Source organism: Dolichospermum sp. UHCC 0260 (assembly GCF_009711985.1).
In the GTDB taxonomy this organism is placed as follows: domain Bacteria; phylum Cyanobacteriota; class Cyanobacteriia; order Cyanobacteriales; family Nostocaceae; genus Dolichospermum; species Dolichospermum lemmermannii.
The window spans coordinates 112,107-130,597 of sequence record NZ_VIKZ01000004.1; the positions used below are offsets into that span (position 1 = coordinate 112,107).

General features: G+C 37.9%; 14 protein-coding genes. 5 read left to right on the forward strand and 9 right to left on the reverse strand.

Going from position 1 to position 18,491, the window contains the following annotated elements; genetic code table 11:
* From FJR08_RS03150 to FJR08_RS03160, 3 genes are all read left to right on the forward strand, one after another.
* Positions 1 to 2,910 carry a hybrid sensor histidine kinase/response regulator gene (locus FJR08_RS03150; RefSeq protein WP_168632124.1) on the forward strand — a complete coding sequence of 970 codons (2,910 nt, stop codon included), beginning with the start codon at positions 1 to 3 and terminating at the stop codon, positions 2,908 to 2,910.
* Positions 2,911 to 2,979: 69 nt separating this feature from the next.
* A complete protein-coding gene (locus FJR08_RS03155; protein WP_174782899.1) occupies positions 2,980 to 3,447 on the forward strand; it encodes an NUDIX hydrolase in 468 nt (155 codons plus the stop codon).
* A 94-nt stretch (positions 3,448 to 3,541) separates the two neighbouring features.
* On the forward strand, positions 3,542 to 4,351 hold the full coding sequence (locus tag FJR08_RS03160; RefSeq protein WP_015080295.1) for an alpha/beta fold hydrolase: 810 nt from the start codon (positions 3,542 to 3,544) through the stop codon (positions 4,349 to 4,351).
* Positions 4,352 to 4,455: 104 nt separating this feature from the next.
* Here the strand turns inward: FJR08_RS03160 and phnE are convergent, their stop codons facing one another.
* From phnE to FJR08_RS03185, 5 genes are all read right to left on the reverse strand, one after another.
* Complete coding sequence (gene phnE / locus FJR08_RS03165; protein WP_015080296.1) at positions 4,456 to 5,250, reverse strand: phosphonate ABC transporter, permease protein PhnE; 795 nt, start codon at positions 5,248 to 5,250, stop codon at positions 4,456 to 4,458.
* A gap of 33 nt (positions 5,251 to 5,283) precedes the next feature.
* The gene (locus FJR08_RS03170) at positions 5,284 to 6,060 is read right to left on the reverse strand and encodes a phosphonate ABC transporter ATP-binding protein (protein WP_015080297.1); all 777 of its coding nucleotides are present in this window, start codon (positions 6,058 to 6,060) and stop codon (positions 5,284 to 5,286) included.
* A 98-nt stretch (positions 6,061 to 6,158) separates the two neighbouring features.
* A complete protein-coding gene (locus FJR08_RS03175; protein WP_168632125.1) occupies positions 6,159 to 7,130 on the reverse strand; it encodes a phosphate/phosphite/phosphonate ABC transporter substrate-binding protein in 972 nt (323 codons plus the stop codon).
* Between the two features lie 894 nt (positions 7,131 to 8,024).
* Entirely contained in the window at positions 8,025 to 11,204 is a 3,180-nt protein-coding gene (locus FJR08_RS03180) for a bluetail domain-containing putative surface protein (RefSeq protein ID WP_168632126.1), read from the reverse strand.
* Between the two features lie 314 nt (positions 11,205 to 11,518).
* Positions 11,519 to 12,016 (reverse strand): pentapeptide repeat-containing protein, encoded by a 498-nt coding sequence (locus FJR08_RS03185; RefSeq protein WP_015080299.1) that lies wholly within the window; start codon positions 12,014 to 12,016, stop codon positions 11,519 to 11,521.
* 148 nt (positions 12,017 to 12,164) lie between these two features.
* Between FJR08_RS03185 and gcvT the strand changes: the two genes are divergently transcribed.
* Positions 12,165 to 13,349, forward strand: coding sequence for a glycine cleavage system aminomethyltransferase GcvT (gcvT, locus tag FJR08_RS03190; RefSeq protein WP_168632127.1), 1,185 nt, complete (start codon positions 12,165 to 12,167; stop codon positions 13,347 to 13,349).
* A 76-nt stretch (positions 13,350 to 13,425) separates the two neighbouring features.
* Positions 13,426 to 13,815, forward strand: coding sequence for a glycine cleavage system protein GcvH (gene gcvH / locus FJR08_RS03195; protein ID WP_168632128.1), 390 nt, complete (start codon positions 13,426 to 13,428; stop codon positions 13,813 to 13,815).
* A 134-nt stretch (positions 13,816 to 13,949) separates the two neighbouring features.
* On the opposite strand, the gene FJR08_RS03200 is transcribed toward gcvH, so the two are convergent.
* From FJR08_RS03200 to FJR08_RS03215, 4 genes are all read right to left on the reverse strand, one after another.
* Positions 13,950 to 14,771 (reverse strand): class I SAM-dependent methyltransferase, encoded by an 822-nt coding sequence (locus FJR08_RS03200; protein ID WP_015080302.1) that lies wholly within the window; start codon positions 14,769 to 14,771, stop codon positions 13,950 to 13,952.
* A gap of 9 nt (positions 14,772 to 14,780) precedes the next feature.
* A complete protein-coding gene (locus tag FJR08_RS03205) occupies positions 14,781 to 15,917 on the reverse strand; it encodes a beta-ketoacyl-ACP synthase (protein ID WP_168632129.1) in 1,137 nt (378 codons plus the stop codon).
* Positions 15,918 to 16,237: 320 nt separating this feature from the next.
* The gene (locus FJR08_RS03210) at positions 16,238 to 17,017 is read right to left on the reverse strand and encodes a peptidylprolyl isomerase (protein WP_015080307.1); all 780 of its coding nucleotides are present in this window, start codon (positions 17,015 to 17,017) and stop codon (positions 16,238 to 16,240) included.
* A 133-nt stretch (positions 17,018 to 17,150) separates the two neighbouring features.
* Positions 17,151 to 17,720: a photosystem I assembly protein Ycf4 gene (locus FJR08_RS03215; protein WP_015080308.1), complete on the reverse strand. Its 570-nt coding sequence runs from the start codon at positions 17,718 to 17,720 to the stop codon at positions 17,151 to 17,153.
* Positions 17,721 to 18,491 lie beyond the last annotated feature (771 nt).

The window sequence follows — 18,491 nt, forward strand, 5'->3', positions numbered from 1 at the left end:
ATGACGAAAGATAAAGAATTAGAAATCCAGATGCAATTTCTGGAAGAAGCAACTGATTATCTCAATACTTTAGAAGGAATATTACTGGAAATTGACACCAGTAAACGCATCGAACTAGAACATATTAATGCTGCTATGCGAGCCGCTCATTCTATTAAAGGTGGAGCAGCTATGATGGGATTTCGGGTATTAAGTGATTTAGCTCATAAATTGGAAGATGCTTTTAAAGTTTTAAAGACTCAGAAAGATTCCTTGGAACTTGATACTCATTTACAAAGTTTATTACTATCTAGTGTTGATTGGCTGCGACAGATTGTGGAATTACTGGCCAAGGGTAATGATTTAGATGATAGTTGGTTAGGAAAATTTTGTTACCCAATTTTTGACGAACTTTATGAGCGTTTAGGTGAACCTACCCCAGAAGATATCACAACTTTACTATCATCAGAAGATGATCCAGAAATTATTTCTTTATTATTTGAAACTGAAGTTGAAGAGTATTTACAACACCTAGAAGCTAGATTAAAAAATAGTAACAAATCGGGATTAAGAGCAGAGTTAGTAATGATGGCAACTGAGTTAGGTGGGTTAGGAGAAATGCTGCAATTAACGGCATTTACCCAACTATGTCAATCAGTTAGTCATTACTTAGAAACTGATCCTGATAGTGCTATGGAAATTGCTGATTTAGCATTAAAAGCATGGCGACAATCTCAAGCTTTAGTATTAAGTAATCTTCGAGGTAATTTACCAACAAGAATTGATTTTGGTGAAGTTATTAATCATAATCTTTCTGAGCCATTAAATAAACAGGATTATTTATTAAATAAATCAGCTATTTCTGATCTTCAATTATTAGAAAATGTCGAATTATCTCCAGAAAGTGCTGATTTTGTTAGTGCTGATAGCGGATTGGCTTCAGAGAATCTGCCAATAGATTACAAATATACCGAACGCAAAACTGATATTCATTTATTTCCCAAAGAAAGAGAAAATCAGGAAAATACAGTTAGAGTTCCTAGTAAACATTTAGAGAAAATTAATGATTTGTTTGGAGAAGTAATTATTCAACGTAATGGGTTAAATGTGCAAATGGAAAGATTACGTAAATTGGTGCGTAATCTTAGTCAAAGAGTCCAAATTCTTGATCAAGAAAATCAAGAACTGCGAACAGCTTATGCAAAAATGATAACCCATAATCATCTGGTAGAAGAATCAACTAATCATGGTAATCAAGGAACAGAAAACAATTTTATAGAACAAGATAGCTATCAAAAATTGAATCTTTTATCTCAAAATGTCATGGAAACTATTGTTCAAGTTGCAGAAGTTACCAGTGATATCCAATTAAGTGTGGATGATACAGACCAAATAGCGCGAAAACTGAATAAAACTTCTAAACAATTGCAAAGACAATTAACTCAGGTGAGAATGCGTCCTTTTTCTGATTTAGTGGAACGTTTTCCTAGAGCTATTAGAGATTTAAATGTTGAATATGGAAAAAATGTGCAGTTGAAAATTGAAGGTGGAAATACTTTAATTGAAAGAGGTATTTTAGAGGCTTTAAATGAGCCTTTAATGCACCTGTTACGCAATGCTTTTGATCATGGAATTGAAGATCCTACTACTCGTAGAACTCAAGGAAAACCCGAACAAGGGTTAATTGAAATGAAGGCAGTTTATCATAGTAATCGCACAATTATTACTATTCGTGATGATGGTCAAGGTATTTCTTTAGAAAAAATTCGTCACCGCGCTTTAAAAATGGGTTTGGATGATTCTTTATTGGCGAGCGCTAGTGATGAAGAACTACTATCATTGATTTTTGAACCAGGATTTAGCACCTCGGAACAGGTAACAGCTTTATCTGGTCGGGGAGTAGGCATGGATGTAGTCCGTAATAACCTGAAATTAGCGCGAGGAGATGTGAATGTTGACACCCAAGCCGGAGTGGGGACGAAATTTACTTTATCAGTCCCATTTACCTTGTCAGTCGCGCGGGTTTTATTGGTTGAGAGCGATCGCTTAGTGTTAGCATTTTTTACAGACGTAATCGAGGAAATTTTCCTCCTAGAACAGGAGCAAATCTTCTTCCTAGACGGCAAAGAATTTATTAACTGGCAAAACCATCAATTACCATTGCTGCGTCTAAATAGTTACTTTGAGTTTAACTGCTCCCGCTACAATAACCTGGAATTAGAAACTTTGCCGATCATTAATGCTATAAGTGTATTGATAGTCAAACATGATCATCAACAGGTCGCAGTTCAAGTAGAACGCTGCTGGGGTGAGCAAGAGGTAGCTATTCGTCAAGTAGAAGGTAATATTCCCCTTCCCAGTGGGTTTAATAACTGTACAATTCTTGGTGATGGTCGAGTAGTTCCCCTGATTAATACTAATGATTTAGTCTTATGGATTACAACAGGTGAACGTCCCCATATCAGTAATAAATTACCAACAACAAGATTACAAACTGCATTCCTCAAACCGCCAAAAGTAGCAACTGTCAAACAACCTAGTCGCCAAAAAGGGGTGATTTTAATTGTTGATGATTCGATTAATGTCCGCCGTTACCTCGCCCTAACTCTCGAAAAAGGTGGGTATCAAGTAGAACAAGCTAAAGATGGTCAAGAAGCTTTAGAAAAGCTGGAAAGTGGTTTACAAGTGCAAGCGGTAATTTGTGATATTGAAATGCCCCGTATTGATGGTTATAGCTTTTTAGAGCGGATTAATAACAATACAGAGTTAAGAAATATTCCTGTAGCCATGTTAACTTCCCGTAGTAGTAGTAAACATCGTCAGTTAGCTATGCAATTAGGGGCAAAAGCCTATTTTTCCAAACCATATAATGAGCAAGAATTATTAAGGACATTAGAAGAAATAATTTTCCAGATTGCAGAAACAACATGATTGAATTAAAAATATATAAAATACAATAAAGCAATTTTAAATTTGAAAATTTTGGCTGTTTTTAAACCAATGATTCAGTCCACACGGGGTTTATGGCACTTTGGACAAACGGTACTGGGTATTATATTCCGCCACCCCATTACTGGTACAAGTATTATCCCCATTTTACCTGATGGTCAGATTGTTCTCATTAGAAGAAAGGATGATGGTCGTTGGTCATTGCCTGGTGGTATGGTGGATTGGGGAGAAGATGTTCCTCATGCAGTCCGTCGGGAATTGATGGAGGAAACAGGGCTAGAAGTGGTCACAATTCGCCGTTTAGTGGGAGTTTACTCTTCACCAAATCGTGATCCTCGGATTCATTCTATCTGTATTACTGTTGAAGTCGAAGTTCAGGGAAAAATGGCAATAACAGATTCCTTAGAAGTCATGGAAATTCAAGCTTTTCCTCCTAGTTCTTTACCAAAACCAGATATGTCTCATGATCATTTTCGTCAGTTGCAAGACTATTTAAATGGCTTAACAACACTTGCATAAAATATCAAAGATGAAAGATTTTGGGTTTGAAAATTAAATCCAAAGTCTATAATTAAAAATTGCCCAACTTAGACAACTAAATTAGTAAATTAAAATGAATCTTTTATTTCGTAACTCCCGAATCAAACTTAGTCAAGGGGTACTGTTTTGGCGTGAAGTTGGTACAGGAATACCCATGATTTTTCTACATGGTGCATGGAATGATGGCAGCGAATGGGTATCGACAATGGAACTATTGGCTAAAAATATCCATTGCTTCTCACCAGATTTGCTAGGTTTTGGTGAATCAGCAAATCCTAATATTCACCATTCTATAGATTTGCAAGTCCAGTGTTTAGCTGATTTTTTAGAAGCTTTGAAATTAGAAAAAGTCTATTTAGTTGGTAATTCTCTTGGTGGTTGGATTGCGGCTAGTTATGCTTTAAAATATCCAGAGCAAATATCTGGTTTAATATTGTTAGCGCCGGAGGGTGTCGCAGCAAAAGGACAAAAAAAGGAATGGCAAAAAAGACGGCGGTTATTTAACTGTTCACCATTGATAATTAAATTTTTACGCTTCATTCTGCCGCTGATGAGATTGATTGGTTGGGAAGAAAGAATTGTTAAAGATTTAGAATTAAGAAGAGAATTATTACAATCCTCTACGGCTTGTCAATTACTTTTTAACCGCAAGAAACCAGAAATAGAAGCAGAATTATTAGAAAACCACTTACCAGAAATTAAAGTTCCCTGTTTGATTTTACAAGGTAGTCAAGATACAAAAACTGCTATATCAAAAAGTAATACTTATGCTCGATTAATTCCTCAAGTTCAGTTACATAATATTCCTCATGGGGAAAGTAATTTACCAGAAACTTGTGCTGGGGTTGTTGCTGAAGCTATTTGGGATTTTATTAATAAGTAGTCAGGAGTCACCGAGTCACCGAGTCAGGAGGAAGAAGAAGAAAGAAGAAGAAAGAAGAAGAAAGAATAGTCTTAAATCTAGGAAAGTGATCATTGAGATTAAGACTAGATTGACTCTAAATATCGGCGTAACTTACTACTAAACCAATCAATAACTGTGACTACTACTAATAGCACTAACATCATGGTTGTGGCTTTGGTATATTCAAAACCATCTATATAGCTTTTTAATTGAAACCCTATTCCCCCAGCACCAACTACTCCTAAAACCGAAGCAGCACGAATATTATATTCAAACATCCACAGGGTGTAACCTAATCCTAAAGGTAATATTTGGGGTAATATCCCATACTGGACAATTTGTATTTTCGATGCCCCAATTACCTGTAAAGATTCTAAGGAACGATGATCTACAGATTCTATTGCTTGTTGATAAAATTTAGCAAGATAACCAATAGTATATATTGACAATGCCAATGTTCCAGCAGGTGCGCCTAAGCCTGTAGCAGCAACAAAGATTAAACCTAAGATCATTGAAGGTACGGAACGAACAGCATTTTGCAGTAGGTTTGCTATCCATCTTAGCCATAAAGGGGCGATATTATTAGAACTGGCTATGGCAATTGGTAATGATAAAACTGCACCTAGGGATGTTCCCCAGACAGACATTTGCACGGTTTCAATTAATCCTTTAATAGCAATATCTAAAACTTGTAAGTTGGGAGGAAATAATCGTGAAATAAAATCTGTAATAAAAGGCCAACTATCTCTTAATAATTTAAGATCAACTTGTAATCCTTGTAATGCCCAAATGTAAACTCCTATCATCAATAGAAATACAAGTGAGGGAATAAGCCAAGGATAACGATGAAAAATTTGTGAATTAGAAATTTTTTTCATTGTTTTTAATAACTAAATATAAATTCAACTTTCTTAAATGATATGTGATGAAAATTGCGCTTGTAAATTTTCACATTTACCATCATAAACTACTTTTCCACTATCTAGAATTATCGCCCTTTGAGCGTATTCTGTAGCTAGTGCTAAATCATGTAAAACGGTAATAATAGTTAATCCTTGTTGATGCAATTCTGATAAAGTTGTCATGACTTGTTGTGAGGCTACCACATCTAAACCTGTGGTGGGTTCATCGGCTAAAAGTATTTGTGGAGATTGCATTAATGCTCTAGCAATTGCTACTTTTTGTTGTTGTCCACCACTCAATTGACTAGTTTTTTGATATATTTGTTCTCTTAAACCTAATTGTATTAATAATTCTAAGGCTAATGTGCGATCGCATTGCGGAAATCCCCATAAAGTTTGTCTCGTCTTTCTCACTCCCAATTTTCCAGATAAAACATTATCAATTGCTGATAATTGACGAATTAATCCCCCTCCTTGAAATAACATTCCCACATCTCGACGAATTTGCGGTAAGTTTTGATCACCCACAGAAACACCATTAATTGTAATTTCTCCCTTAACTAAGGGAACTAAACCCACAAGTGATTTCAATAATGTTGATTTACCTGCCCCATTCAATCCTAACAATACGACAAATTCACCTTGATTAATTTGGCAATTGATATTATTTAAAATTGGCCGGTGTAGAGATGCAATATAATCTGTTTCTAAATGACAACATTCAATAAAATTCACGTTACTTTTAGATAAATGATAATTTGTAATTACTTCAGAGAAAGGAGTCATGGTTAGTTTTGTGAAAATTTCATCAGAAAATGATAATTTTGTCAGAATTAAGAATTTTATTCCCAATATTCCTAATTCTGAATGCTGACCTTTAAAGATTATTCTATCCCCGCATTTTTCAGGGCTTCCCGCACTGGTTGAAGATGACGATTATGATCAACTCTTACCAATTCTGTGGAATTATATAAACTGCTTAGTAATTGATTGTTTTCGGATTTGTTTAACTTTAATAAAGCATTAATTAGCTTTTCTCTAATGATAACTGGGACATCATCATCAATCACAATCCCATGAGCCGGAACACCAGAAATTTTATGTAATATCCTGACTTTATCTCTATTCTCAGCCGCCAAATAGGGAGGGAAAAGAGCATATTCTGAGACTACCGCTACATCTGCTTGACCTCTAACTACAGCATCTAAGGCTTTACTATAATTTCCACCATAACTAACTTTACCAAAGAAGCTATCCAAGCGATCACGGTTAGGGACAAAACCCTGTTTAACTAACTCACTTACGGGAAAAATAAACCCAGAACCAGATGTTGGAGAAGTAAAAGCAATAGTTTTTCCTCTGAGTTGTTCTAAAGTTGCTTTCGGAGAATTTTTACTTTTTAATTGGCTATTATTGGGAACAACAAAAATAGAATTATAAGTATACCTACCAGAGTAATTTTTGCGAACTTCAGCCAAATATAACCGAGAATTTGCTAATTGTTCAGCCTTTAAAGCCGGACGGCTACTTAAAAACGCTACATCAGCCCGATTTGCTCTTAAAGCTTCTACTGCGGCTGTCTCATCACCTACTTGCGCTTTAACAGGTATCCCTAACTCCTGAGATAAAAAAGCAGCCACATTATTAGCTTTATTTTGCAAGTCTGTGGAATCAGCACGACTAGGAAAAACTATAGTTAAAGGGCTCATCTTCTGAGCAACTAAGCGTGGTGCTGGTTGATTTTTCAAGGGGTTAGCTATGGCTATTTGCATAGAACCCAAACCACTCAAAGCCATTCCCGTCAAAGCTAACAGCCCTCCACTAATCCCCCAAAATCCCTTTTTATTTATTGTCATTTTTTTAACTCCAATTAGAATTATTTTTAACATTTTTGCAAATTACTTGCAATTAACTCCGTTAAAAACTATAGACTTTTTAAGAATAGAAGTCAATAAGCAAAGCAAAATTTTTTTACCCTGACTTTCCGTACTTCATTATGTAATATGCGTAAGTTTCCAAAATCTCATTAAAAATAGTTAAATAAATAACATAAATTACCAAGGATTTTAAGTATTAATATGTAATATAATGGCTATTATTAGAAATAATTCTGGAAAGGGGAGTGGATTTCTCATAGGTGTCCCCATTCCAGCTAAGAGAACTCCACAAAAAAGCGAACTGCTTGCAGCAGCGCTTCGCTACCGCAAAACTATAATCTAATAATATGCTCTTAGTTTTATCCTAGATACTATTTATCAGATATATTATTCATAATAGCTGTATGATAAGCTTGAATTATATAAAATTAATAATACTTTTGATATTTATAACTTTTAGCAATTCCCTTTAGATTTTCTTAATAATTAATTGAGAATTTTTTCTATTTATTAACGAGGTTGCTATACTTTCAGCGATTTGCTATAATTTCAGAGAATTTCATAATTGGGTTAATATTGCCAATTTTGGATCTTTCAGAAGATGTTAGTCTCAAACCCTTTATTGACAGTAGTTCCAGAAATTAATTTCCCAGTCCAATACAAAACTTTACAAATTAATAGCTATTCCCTCAACAATTTTAGCCATGAATTTGCTCAGAAATGATCTAATTTGAGCGATCGCAAAAATTCACTATTGACAAATTGACAAAGAAGTGATATGCAATCGCATCAACTACAGGATGGTTTAATACTGATGTAGAGACATTTCATGAAACATCTCTACAACGTGGTTTGCCTAAAGGATACCAGAAGCTACGCTAAGGTAGTTGTAAAGTTATTGAGTCCTAAAGTACCAGTTAAACCTGTCACCTCAATGATGGCATCAGTAGTTGCACCAAATCCTGCGGTAGCATCATTAATAGCCACAAAGGTACGGCTACCAAAGGAGAATTGAGCGGCAGAGTTAGCTGTAAAATCAGTATTAGTTAACTTAGCTGCAATTCCATTTGTATCAAGTGTTGCCACAATTCCTGCATTAGAGAATCCGCTGCGGGCAGTGGAAACGCGGAATAAATCATTACTAGCATTGAAGTTAGTGATCACGTCAAAGTTGCTGAAGACAGAATTAGCTTTATCTACAACATAAGTATTACCACTAGTACCTCCCTTTAAAGTGTTTCCGCCAGAGAGAATAAAAGTATTTTTACCACTTCCACCCTCAAAAGTGTTACCACTACCGCCGGAAAAGAATAAATTTGTACCGATACCACCCTTAATGATGTTTTGCTTACCGAAGCTAAGAACCACATTAAATCCCGCACCAGCATCGATTATATTTGACTCACCGCCAGCAAATATAAAGTCGTTTCCACCACCACTAAATACTACATTCGATTTACCAGCAGCAAAGATTAGGTCGTTACCATCATCTGCGTAAACATAGTTGGATTTACCAGCGGCAAAGATTAGGTCGTTACCATCATCTGCGTAAACATAGTTGGATTCACCAATGGCGACAATCACATCATTTCCAGCGCCCGCCCTAAATTTATTGGTTTTACCACCAGCTAATAGCCAATCATCTCCATCATCTCCAGTGACTGTGTTGCTCTCGCCAATACCGATGACAATATCATTACCAGCATTGCCATTAAATGTATTGGTTTTACCACCGGCAAATAAGATATCACTATCATCACCGCCATATAGTTTGTTAGATTCACCTAAACCGATGACGATATCTTTTCCAACATTGCCATAGACTGCGTTCAATTTGCCAAGTCCAACAACTATATCTGCGCCCTCACCAGCTTCAACGACGTTGTTTTTTCCGGCGGTAACTATGGTGTCATCATCACTACCACCAAATACTAAATTCGATTCACCAGCAGCAAAAATTAGGTCATTACCTGCATCACCGTAGATAAAATTATTCTGTCCTGCGCCTAAAACCAGGTCATTCCCTATACCACCGAATAGAACATTAGTTTTTCCGGCGCTGACCAGAATATCATCTCCCAATCCAGCATTGGCGAGGTTTAATTGACCACCGGCAACTAAGACATCACCATTATTTTTAAGGAAATCAAAACTATAGCGAGATAAGTTGGGGAGAAATTGGTTAAAGTCGGGGAGTTTTAGCGTAGGCAGGTTAACCAGTGGTGATAAGTCAAAGTTGGGAACAGAAAGACTGGGTAGAGAAAAACTGGGTAGAGAAAAGTCTGGTAAAGATAGATTGGGTAAAGATAGATTGGGTAAAGAAAAACTGGGTAGAGAAATATTCGGCAAAGAAAGACTGGGTAGAGAAATATTCGGAATGTTAATATCTACTACCGGAAGGTAAAAGCTAGGTAAGGATAAGCTGGGTAGAGAAATATTCGGTAAAGAAAAGTTTGGCAAAGATAGAGAAGGAAAACCAAACTCTGGTAGAGAGAAGTTAAAATCGGGAACTGAGAAATTAAAATCAAAGTCAAAGCTGAGTGATGGAATTATAGCATTAATGTCAGGAATTTTAATTTTGTCTAAACTGAAATCAACTAGGTCATCACCAAAGGCGTAGTTACTCTGACCACCTGTAACAATGATATCTGAACCACGACCACCTATAGAGGCATTGTATTGCCCAAGAGTGACCATAACATCATCTCCAGATACCTGTCCAGTGACATCCACATTACCAGCATTTTTCCAATTAATTCCTGGATTAATTTGATCTGTCTTGGCTTGAGAACCTGCGTTGCTAGATTCACTAGACTTAAAACCACCGAGGTTGATGCCACCCAGCACAGAGTCACCAAAGGCAATATTACCCTGACCAGCAGCAACTGTAATGTCATTGCTACCACCACCAACAATGGCATTGTATTGACCGACGGCAACAATTTTGTCCGTACTGTTACCCCAAGAAGTGAGGACATTGTACTGTGCTGCACTGATGATCGTAGAACTACCATCTCCTACTTTGGTAATCAAGTTTCCTCTACCAAGAGCAATTAAAGTATCATTGCCATTACCAACCTTGGTCAGAACATTACCATAACCACCAGCAATCATCGTTGCATTACCACTGCCAACTTTGGTGAGAACATTTAAACCGCCTGCGGCATAGATTTTATCATTACCATTACTAGTGCTAACAAAAACGTTACCGCCAAGTTCCACACCCAACATTTCATTATTACCACCGGAACTATAGATGACATTATTGCCACCGTATGCTTGTATATTGTCGTCCCCCCCTCCAGAGATAACGACGTTGAGTCTACCACCGACAATAATTTCGTCGTTTCCAGAACCACTGTTAACAACATTTACGCCACCGTATGCTTCAACATAGTTGTCACCATTACCAGCATTGACAACATTTGCAAGACCACCAGCAATAATGCGATCGCTACCACTGCCGGCATTAATTACGTTAGCACCACCATAAGCTTCAATGTCGTCGGCAAGCCCATCATCATTAGCATCAATTACGTTAGCACCACCATAGGCATCAATGGTGTCGTAGCCCTCGCCTGCATAAATAAAATTGGCACCACCAGTAGCTAAGATAGTATCACTTCCCGATCCACCATAGAGCGAGTTGTTAATCCCGACAGCTTCAATGTAGTCGTCACCATCGTCACCATAGACTTCACTGGAGCCGCCATAAGCTTTTATTTGATCTTCGCCCGCACCGCCGGAAATTTTATTAGAAAGTCCGTAAGCCTCAATGTAGTCATTACCATCACGACCATAGAGGTTAGAAACGCCTGAATAAGAGAAAATCTTGTCATTACCATCACCACCATCTAGTTTGACTTTAACAGCATAAGCCTTGAGAGTGTCATTACCGCCGTTCCCGTAAGCTTCACCACCACCGGAAATTGTTAAATTATCGTCTCCAGCACCACCATACTGGTAAAAAGGGTTAATGGCATTATTAATGTCTTGAGTTACCGTATCAACTGTCTTTGTAACTGTTTTACGTGTTTTTTTGAAGATACCCATTTGTTGCCTTTCCTTGTGCCTGAGTGCTATAATTTACTTACTAGAGTATCATGTAAATAAAATTATGTAAATGTATAAAGGTTAATTAAATTTCTAAATTGGAAGGGGGGATTAAGGGGGGTAATTTAACTTGTGTGTACACGATAGCCTCTTAGGAGGAGAGGTAGGGAAGGGGGGTTAGGTTTCTGGAGATGATTATCTGTTTTATCTAATACTTTATGGCTAACGCCACGCTATGCCTTCGGCACACTTCGTGAACGCTATCAAACAACCTCTTAACGCCCCTTCTGATTAATGAAGGGGATATGGGGTTTTTACTTACATCCTAAAGATGCACGAGTATCTACACCTGTTTTAGAATTTACACCACTGGCATTAATACAGATTTTTTTTATCTGTATCATATCTAGAATTGCATTGGTAAAATCAGCACCAGTAACATCAACCTGATCAAAAGTGGAACGCAACATCATGGCTTCCGTAAAAACTGCATCACTTAAATCAGAATTTTTGAATCTTGATAAATAAGCAATACCTTGACTAAAATCTACACCGTGAAAATTCACAGTATCCAGTAAAGTACCATTAAATACAGCACCACGTAAATCAGCATTGTTAAAATTAGTATTCTCTAATTTCACACTTGTAAACTCAATCCCAATTAAACTTTGTCCAGAAAAGTCCTTCCCCCCGACTCCCTTGTTAGTAAGAGAATTAGTTACACTCGAAGAGCTTGCAGCTTGCGCTGATAAGGGAAACACAAACAACACTAAGGCTAAAATCAGACTAGCTAATATTGAGCGATACTTCATAATCTTTGCTTAATAAATCTCAACAATTCCACTATTAATCATTAAACCGCAGGAAGGATGCAGAAGTAATTCTCTGCTAAATTACCAGCAATCCCCTAGGATAGATAAATGTTGAGGTGCTATCCCAAATAAATATAAATAACCACCTGTGGCTAATCAAGAAAATACTCCCCTGTCGGCAGTCGCTCATGGAGGAAACCCTCAAGACCGCGCTGCCTCCCAATCTCTGACGCGGACCCCTTTATATCAAATGGGTGTAGAACTCAAAGCCAGATTCACCAGCTTTGGGGGCTGGGAAATGCCCATACAATACAGCGGTATCACCCAAGAACACCACGCTGTCAGAAATACTGCGGGAATGTTCGATATTTCTCACATGGGCAAATTTACCCTCCAAGGTAAAAACCTGATTTCCCAACTTGAGTATTTAGTTCCTTCCGATTTAAGTCGTTTACAGCCTGGACAAGCGCAATATACCGTCTTACTTAACCCCCAGGGCGGAATCATTGACGACATCATTATTTATTACCAGGATACAGACAGTGCTGGTAAGCAAAATCTAGTCATCATTGTTAACGCCTCAACTACCGACAAAGACAAACAATGGCTATTGGCACATATTGATCTTGATGTAGTTAAATTTCAAGACCTGTCACAGGATAAAATCTTAATTGCCGTTCAAGGCCCAACAGCTACTCATTCTCTGCAATCCTTAATTTCAGCAGACTTATCACCTATTAAGGCTTTTGGGCATTTAGAAACAACCATTTTTGGAAAACACGCATTCCTCGCCCGGACAGGGTACACTGGCGAAGATGGTTTTGAGGTGATGGTAGATTCATCAGTGGGTATAGATTTGTGGCAGAGTTTATATGATCTTGGTGTTGTGCCTTGCGGACTTGGTTGTAGAGATACATTGCGTTTAGAAGCGGCAATGGCACTTTATGGGCAAGATATTGATGATACCACCACACCGCTAGAAGCTGGTTTGGGTTGGTTAGTACATTTAGATACTAAAGGTGATTTCATTGGTCGGGAAGTTTTAATACAGCAGAAAGCCCAAGGAATGTCCCGTAAACTCATAGGTTTGCAAACACAAGGACGAAATATTGCCCGCCACGGCTACCCCGTATTATCATCAGATCAGGTGGTAGGCGAAGTAACAAGTGGTACTCTCTCACCTACACTTGGTTATCCCATAGCCTTAGCTTATGTTCCCACCCAGTTAGCAAACCTCAAGCAGCAGCTAGATGTGGAAATTCGCGGCAAGGCTTATCCTGCGGTGGTTGTAAAACGCCCATTTTATCGCTCAAAGAATCGTGTTTCTAACTGATAATCTTTGCGGTTTTTGAGGAATAATGTGGTTTAGGTTACTGTTGTAACACTATTTTTTTAACAGAGAAAGTGATATGTCTTTTGAATATCCCCAGGATTTGCGATACTTAGATTCCCATGAATATGTTCGTCTAGATGGCGACATTGCTACTATCGGTATTTCCGAATTTGCTGTTGATCAATTAGGTGATATTGTTTTTTTGGAACTGCCAGAAATTAATGATGTTATCACTCTAAATGACCAATTTGGTACAATTGAATCAGTAAAAGCCGTAGAACACCTGAATTCACCAATCAGCGGTACTGTCATAGAACGGAATCAAGCTGTAATTGACTCTCCTGAAGATATAGCAGAAGATCCCTATGGAGAAGGTTGGTTGATTAAAGTGCGTATTAATGATGCTGCTGAAATAGAAGACGCTATGACAGCAGATGGATATCGCGCTTTGGTAGAAGGTGAGTAAATAATTTAACATTCATATTACTCAAAATGTAGAGATGTTTCCCAGTAACGTCTCTACATAGGGTTTGCTGAATAAACCTACAACCCAGACGCATCAAGATTTTTATCTGTATAAAGTTTTTAGCTACAGTCTGCTTAGGCTTTTTTCGCAACTTGAAAAGCTGAGATATAGGTAATTTGGATATTTCCTCCATAATGATCTTCGATCTTTTTTCGTAATGCTGTAAATAAACAAGTTCTGGTTTCTATATCTAGTTTTAGGTATGGTGTATAGGTGCTTAAAAGCAGTAAAAAGTCATCCATATAATAATTAACTCTACAGACAACTTGTTCGGAAACTAAATTTTTGAATTTACCTGAATCAATGGCTTTTTGTCCTAAAGCTTGCACTATCTCTTTTTGAGTTTCTATATCTTCATATCTGTCTAAAAGTGGAGCATACTTTTGATAAACTTCCCGAAAATTTTGATATATTTCATATTCTGGTTGCGGTGTCATATTCCACAGCAAAATTAAATTACCATGATTCCGTAAAGCTTGAGAAATTTTGCTATTACCAAATTCAGGATTAATCCAATGGTAAGAAGTTGCTGCTAAAACAGCATCAAATTTTCCGGTTTCTAGTTCCCATTCTTCAAAGGTTGTTTGCTGAATTTCCACCTGTGGATAGATTACACAATTTTGTTTTGCCAAATTACAAGCTGCTAAACTTGGTTCTAAACAAATCATAGAAAAACCTAATTGAGCAAATGCTAAAGTTGCATTTCCCGGTCCACAACCTAATTCTAGAATATTGGCTTTGGTGGAAAGTTGAGCTACTTCTACAGCACCATTAATAATTTCTTGTGGATAGCGAGGTCTGAATTTATTATAGACTTCTGCTACATGAGAATACCAGTTTTTTCTAGTTTCTAAATCTTGAGAATATAAGTTTTTTAGTAGTTCCAGTTCTTTCATAATTAATCCTTAATTTCCCAAAGCTATCACGGCATTTTGTCCCCCAAAGCCAAAGCTAAAACATAGCACTTGCTGAATTTTACTTTCTTGTGCTGATGTGATGAAATTTAAATTAAATTCTGGTTGCTGAAGTCCTACACAGGGAGGTAAAATTTGGTTTTGCAATGCCATGAGTGAAAATGCTACACCTAAAGCTCCAGATGCTCCTAATGTATGACCTGTGCTACCTTTTGTGGAACTAATCGCTAATTTTGGTGAAAACAAGTGTTGAATAATTTTACTTTCAATGCGGTCATTTAACTGGGTAGCTGTACCATGAGTGTGAATGTAGTCTATGTCTGTGGGTGAAATGTGACTACGTTCTAAACATTGTTTAATTGCCATGATTGCACTTTTACCTGATGGTTCTGGTGAATTTCCATGATATGCGTCTGCTGTCAAGCCAAAACCTAATATTTCTCCATAAATCTTGGCTTGTCTTTGGGTGGCTAATTCCGCAGATTCGAGAATCAAAACAGCACCACCTTCACCTAGTACCAAGCCTTCTCGCTGCAAATCAAAGGGATAAGCTCCTGTTTTGGCTAAAGCCCCCATTTGCCTAAATCCGGCAATTGTCAGGGGGGTTATGGGTGCTTCTATTGCCCCTGTGATTACTCGTTGGTATTGCCCAGTTTTGATCAACATTGTAGCTTGAGCGATCGCCCAAATTCCCGTTGCACAAGCCGCCATTGGGGCTAAAACTGCTGCTGTTGCCCCAATTTGTCGCGCTACAGCGATCGCATTCATCTGAGGTAAAGTATTTAACCAATTATCTAAGTTTAATTCTGCCTCTTCCTGATACATCTGTCGCGCCATGATCTCCCAAGATGCTTGATAACTCCGACTAGAACCAATTACCACCGCGCAATCAGGTAAAGGTGTTATTAATTGAGCATCTTGTAAAGCTGAGTTAACAACTATTTCCGTGAGTGTATTTAATAAAGAGGGTTTTTCAGCAATTAATCCCAGGGGAATTATTCCCAATTCTGGAAATAGTTGATGTAATTTAATTCCCGTTTTTCCTAATACTAAATCTCGCCAACTACCCTCCAAGCTTTTACCTAAAGCGGAAACTAAACCAATCCCAGTCACAACAACTCTAACCAATTTTAGATCTTATATAAAAATACATGAAGAAGGAGTCAGAAGTCAGAAGTCAAAAGTCAGAATACTTGTAAAATTACGAAACAACTTTAGGCTAGTACCGCAGGGCGGAATTAAAAATTAACAATTAAAAATTAAAAAGCAGATGGTATAAGCTTTTCAGGGATTTTTAATGGTTGCTTAACTTACGCCGTATTGTGCTAGTTATCAATTATTTTGACAACTGACCACTGTACGGGCGAAGCATTTGGAGAACTATTTTTGGCAATGACCGATAATTTATCTTCCAAATGCTTCGCCCCTACTGACAACTGACAACTAAACTATGGAGCAGTTTTTAGATTTTCCGCGCCTTGAGTAACTTTTGCCGATACAATGCGATCGCCTTGCTCAATTTTGTTCACTACCTCAAAACCTTTGGTAACATTACCAAACACCGCATAGTTACCATCCAAGAACGATAAATCTGCTAAAGCAAAGTAAAATTGAGCAGAAGCAGAATCAGTTGGTTGTGATCTAGCCATAGCGATCGCCCCTTGCTTATGCTGTAATACAGGCTTCTCAGTAATTGTTTTACTGTAAATAGGCTCTTTTGCGCCTTTTGGTTTAATTTCTAACGGTATCCGGCGCTCATTCCCAGTTTTAGGATCAATAAAACCACCTGTTCCCAGTCTATTTTCGGGAAATTTCGGATCTTTACCTTGGGGATCTCCACCTTGAACCACAAAAGGTTGAGGTTCACGGACAACACGATGGAATGCTAAACCGTCATAAACGCCTTTTTGAACCAAATCCACAAAATTACCCGCAGTAATTGGTGCATTTGTGCCATCTATTTCAATTGTAATTGATTGGGGGTTAACTACTTCTCCACGCTTCACCGTCATCACCACCGTAGCTTTACCCTCAAGGCGTGGTAAACCTTTGGTTCCAGGAATACTCTCACTAACAGTTTCTGATACTGTTTGTGCGCTAGTAGTAGCACTGGTAGTCGTTGCCGTTGGGGATGAATTAGAAGATGTTGTACTACCAGTACATCCTCCCAAAGTCAAAGAGCCAATCATCAATAGAACTACAAAAAATTGTGGAAATTTTAACCGCATTGTTAGTGACTGCATTAAACAAAATATCTTCATCTTTTCTGGCCAATTATTCCTTAGATCCCCAGATCCCCGACTTCTCTAAGAAGTCGGGGATCTTATGTTATGGATCTTATTGTTCACCAATCCAAAATCCCTAGAGTCCTTCTAAGGATACTCCTAAAAAACGGGCTAATTCTGCACCTTGGGTTTCCAAATCTGCCAAAGATAACGGTTGACCTACTCGTGTGAGGGGAATATCTCTTCTACCCTTAACCCTAAGATACAAAGCACGTTGAGGATTCAGACCTTCTTTAATCACAATCCTGACAGATTGTACATCTGCAATCCTGCCGTCAATTTGGATTTGACGGTTTTTCCCTGGAAACCCCCAACGAAAGATTTTTAATGTCCCCGTTTCCCGATTGAACTCATTATAACCGCCGCCTAAATCCCACAGCACCACGAGCCACAGATATGTAGCTAATAGCAAGCCAGCAGAACCATATAGTCCCATCACCAATCCTTGAGGGACAAATATTAGTTGTGTTGCATCAGTAACTATGAGTAAATTAACTTTGAGATAACTAGAGATCCCAGCTAAGAAAAAACCACTGGCTCCCATAGTTACAATGCTTGCCCACCAGTAGTTACTAAACCGACGTGAACCAAGAACCTTTTGAGAGAGGAGGTTCTCGCTTTTGTTAATTGTTGTTGATACGGTCATTAAACTGCCTTGGACTATCTTTCTCAAGTCTGCCACTGAAGCAGTCTGGATTGCAAGTTATCAAAGAATTGAGCAGAAATTTTATCCTGAACTTGAAGGATTTTAGGCCGCAGGGCCTGCGCCCCTAGGAAGATTTCTGAGAAAACCTATGTCCAATTGTTAAAATTCTGATATGGATAGAAAATATTTAACTTCCTGTTCCATATCCAGCCCAAACCCTGAGGAATGTGATAAGTTAATAATCATTACGCTACCACAATCTAAATTGCCGGTTAACGGTAGCTAATCATGGCCTAATTTATCAGGTAAATGCCGAAAACCACTGAAAAACAGCAACGCAGTTGAGTATGTTCGTGCTTTAGGGGATGAAGGCTAGAAACAGGATTTATCCTGCACTAAAAATGGTAAAATGCCGTTATCAGTACAAGATTTAAAAACCTACCCCCGGACTGTGGGAAAGTCTACGCCCGAAAAACCTTGAGGAGATATCAGCACGCCTAAAGGGCAAATGTGTTGAGCCTGGGAACCTTAGAAATAAGGATATTAAGAGCGTCATCTCTTAAGAATCCCCTCGGCTTTAGCCAGGGGAGTGTCAAGAGAAATGATCACTTTGTCAAGTAGTCAGTTCTCACAATCTTAGCTTCTGCAAGGCTGCTGGGTTTGTAAAAAAAAACGTTGAATTCCTCACGGCAGATGATATAAATCAGTAAAACTGTGGAAACACTGCTTAAAAAAACGGGGCAATTTTAGTAAAAAACGAGGATTTTAGTT

Excerpts from the sequence above, each read along its gene's own strand:
- FJR08_RS03150 (WP_168632124.1), top strand. The coding sequence starts at position 1 with ATGACGAAAGATAAAGAATTAGAAATCCAGATGCAATTTCTGGAAGAA.
- FJR08_RS03155 (WP_174782899.1), top strand. The coding sequence starts at position 2,980 with ATGATTCAGTCCACACGGGGTTTATGGCACTTTGGACAAACGGTACTG.
- FJR08_RS03160 (WP_015080295.1), top strand. The coding sequence starts at position 3,542 with ATGAATCTTTTATTTCGTAACTCCCGAATCAAACTTAGTCAAGGGGTA.
- phnE (WP_015080296.1), bottom strand. The coding sequence starts at position 5,250 with ATGAAAAAAATTTCTAATTCACAAATTTTTCATCGTTATCCTTGGCTT.
- FJR08_RS03170 (WP_015080297.1), bottom strand. The coding sequence starts at position 6,060 with ATGACTCCTTTCTCTGAAGTAATTACAAATTATCATTTATCTAAAAGT.
- FJR08_RS03175 (WP_168632125.1), bottom strand. The coding sequence starts at position 7,130 with ATGACAATAAATAAAAAGGGATTTTGGGGGATTAGTGGAGGGCTGTTA.
- FJR08_RS03180 (WP_168632126.1), bottom strand. The coding sequence starts at position 11,204 with ATGGGTATCTTCAAAAAAACACGTAAAACAGTTACAAAGACAGTTGAT.
- FJR08_RS03185 (WP_015080299.1), bottom strand. The coding sequence starts at position 12,016 with ATGAAGTATCGCTCAATATTAGCTAGTCTGATTTTAGCCTTAGTGTTG.
- gcvH (WP_168632128.1), top strand. The coding sequence starts at position 13,426 with ATGTCTTTTGAATATCCCCAGGATTTGCGATACTTAGATTCCCATGAA.
- FJR08_RS03200 (WP_015080302.1), bottom strand. The coding sequence starts at position 14,771 with ATGAAAGAACTGGAACTACTAAAAAACTTATATTCTCAAGATTTAGAA.
- FJR08_RS03210 (WP_015080307.1), bottom strand. The coding sequence starts at position 17,017 with ATGCGGTTAAAATTTCCACAATTTTTTGTAGTTCTATTGATGATTGGC.
- FJR08_RS03215 (WP_015080308.1), bottom strand. The coding sequence starts at position 17,720 with ATGACCGTATCAACAACAATTAACAAAAGCGAGAACCTCCTCTCTCAA.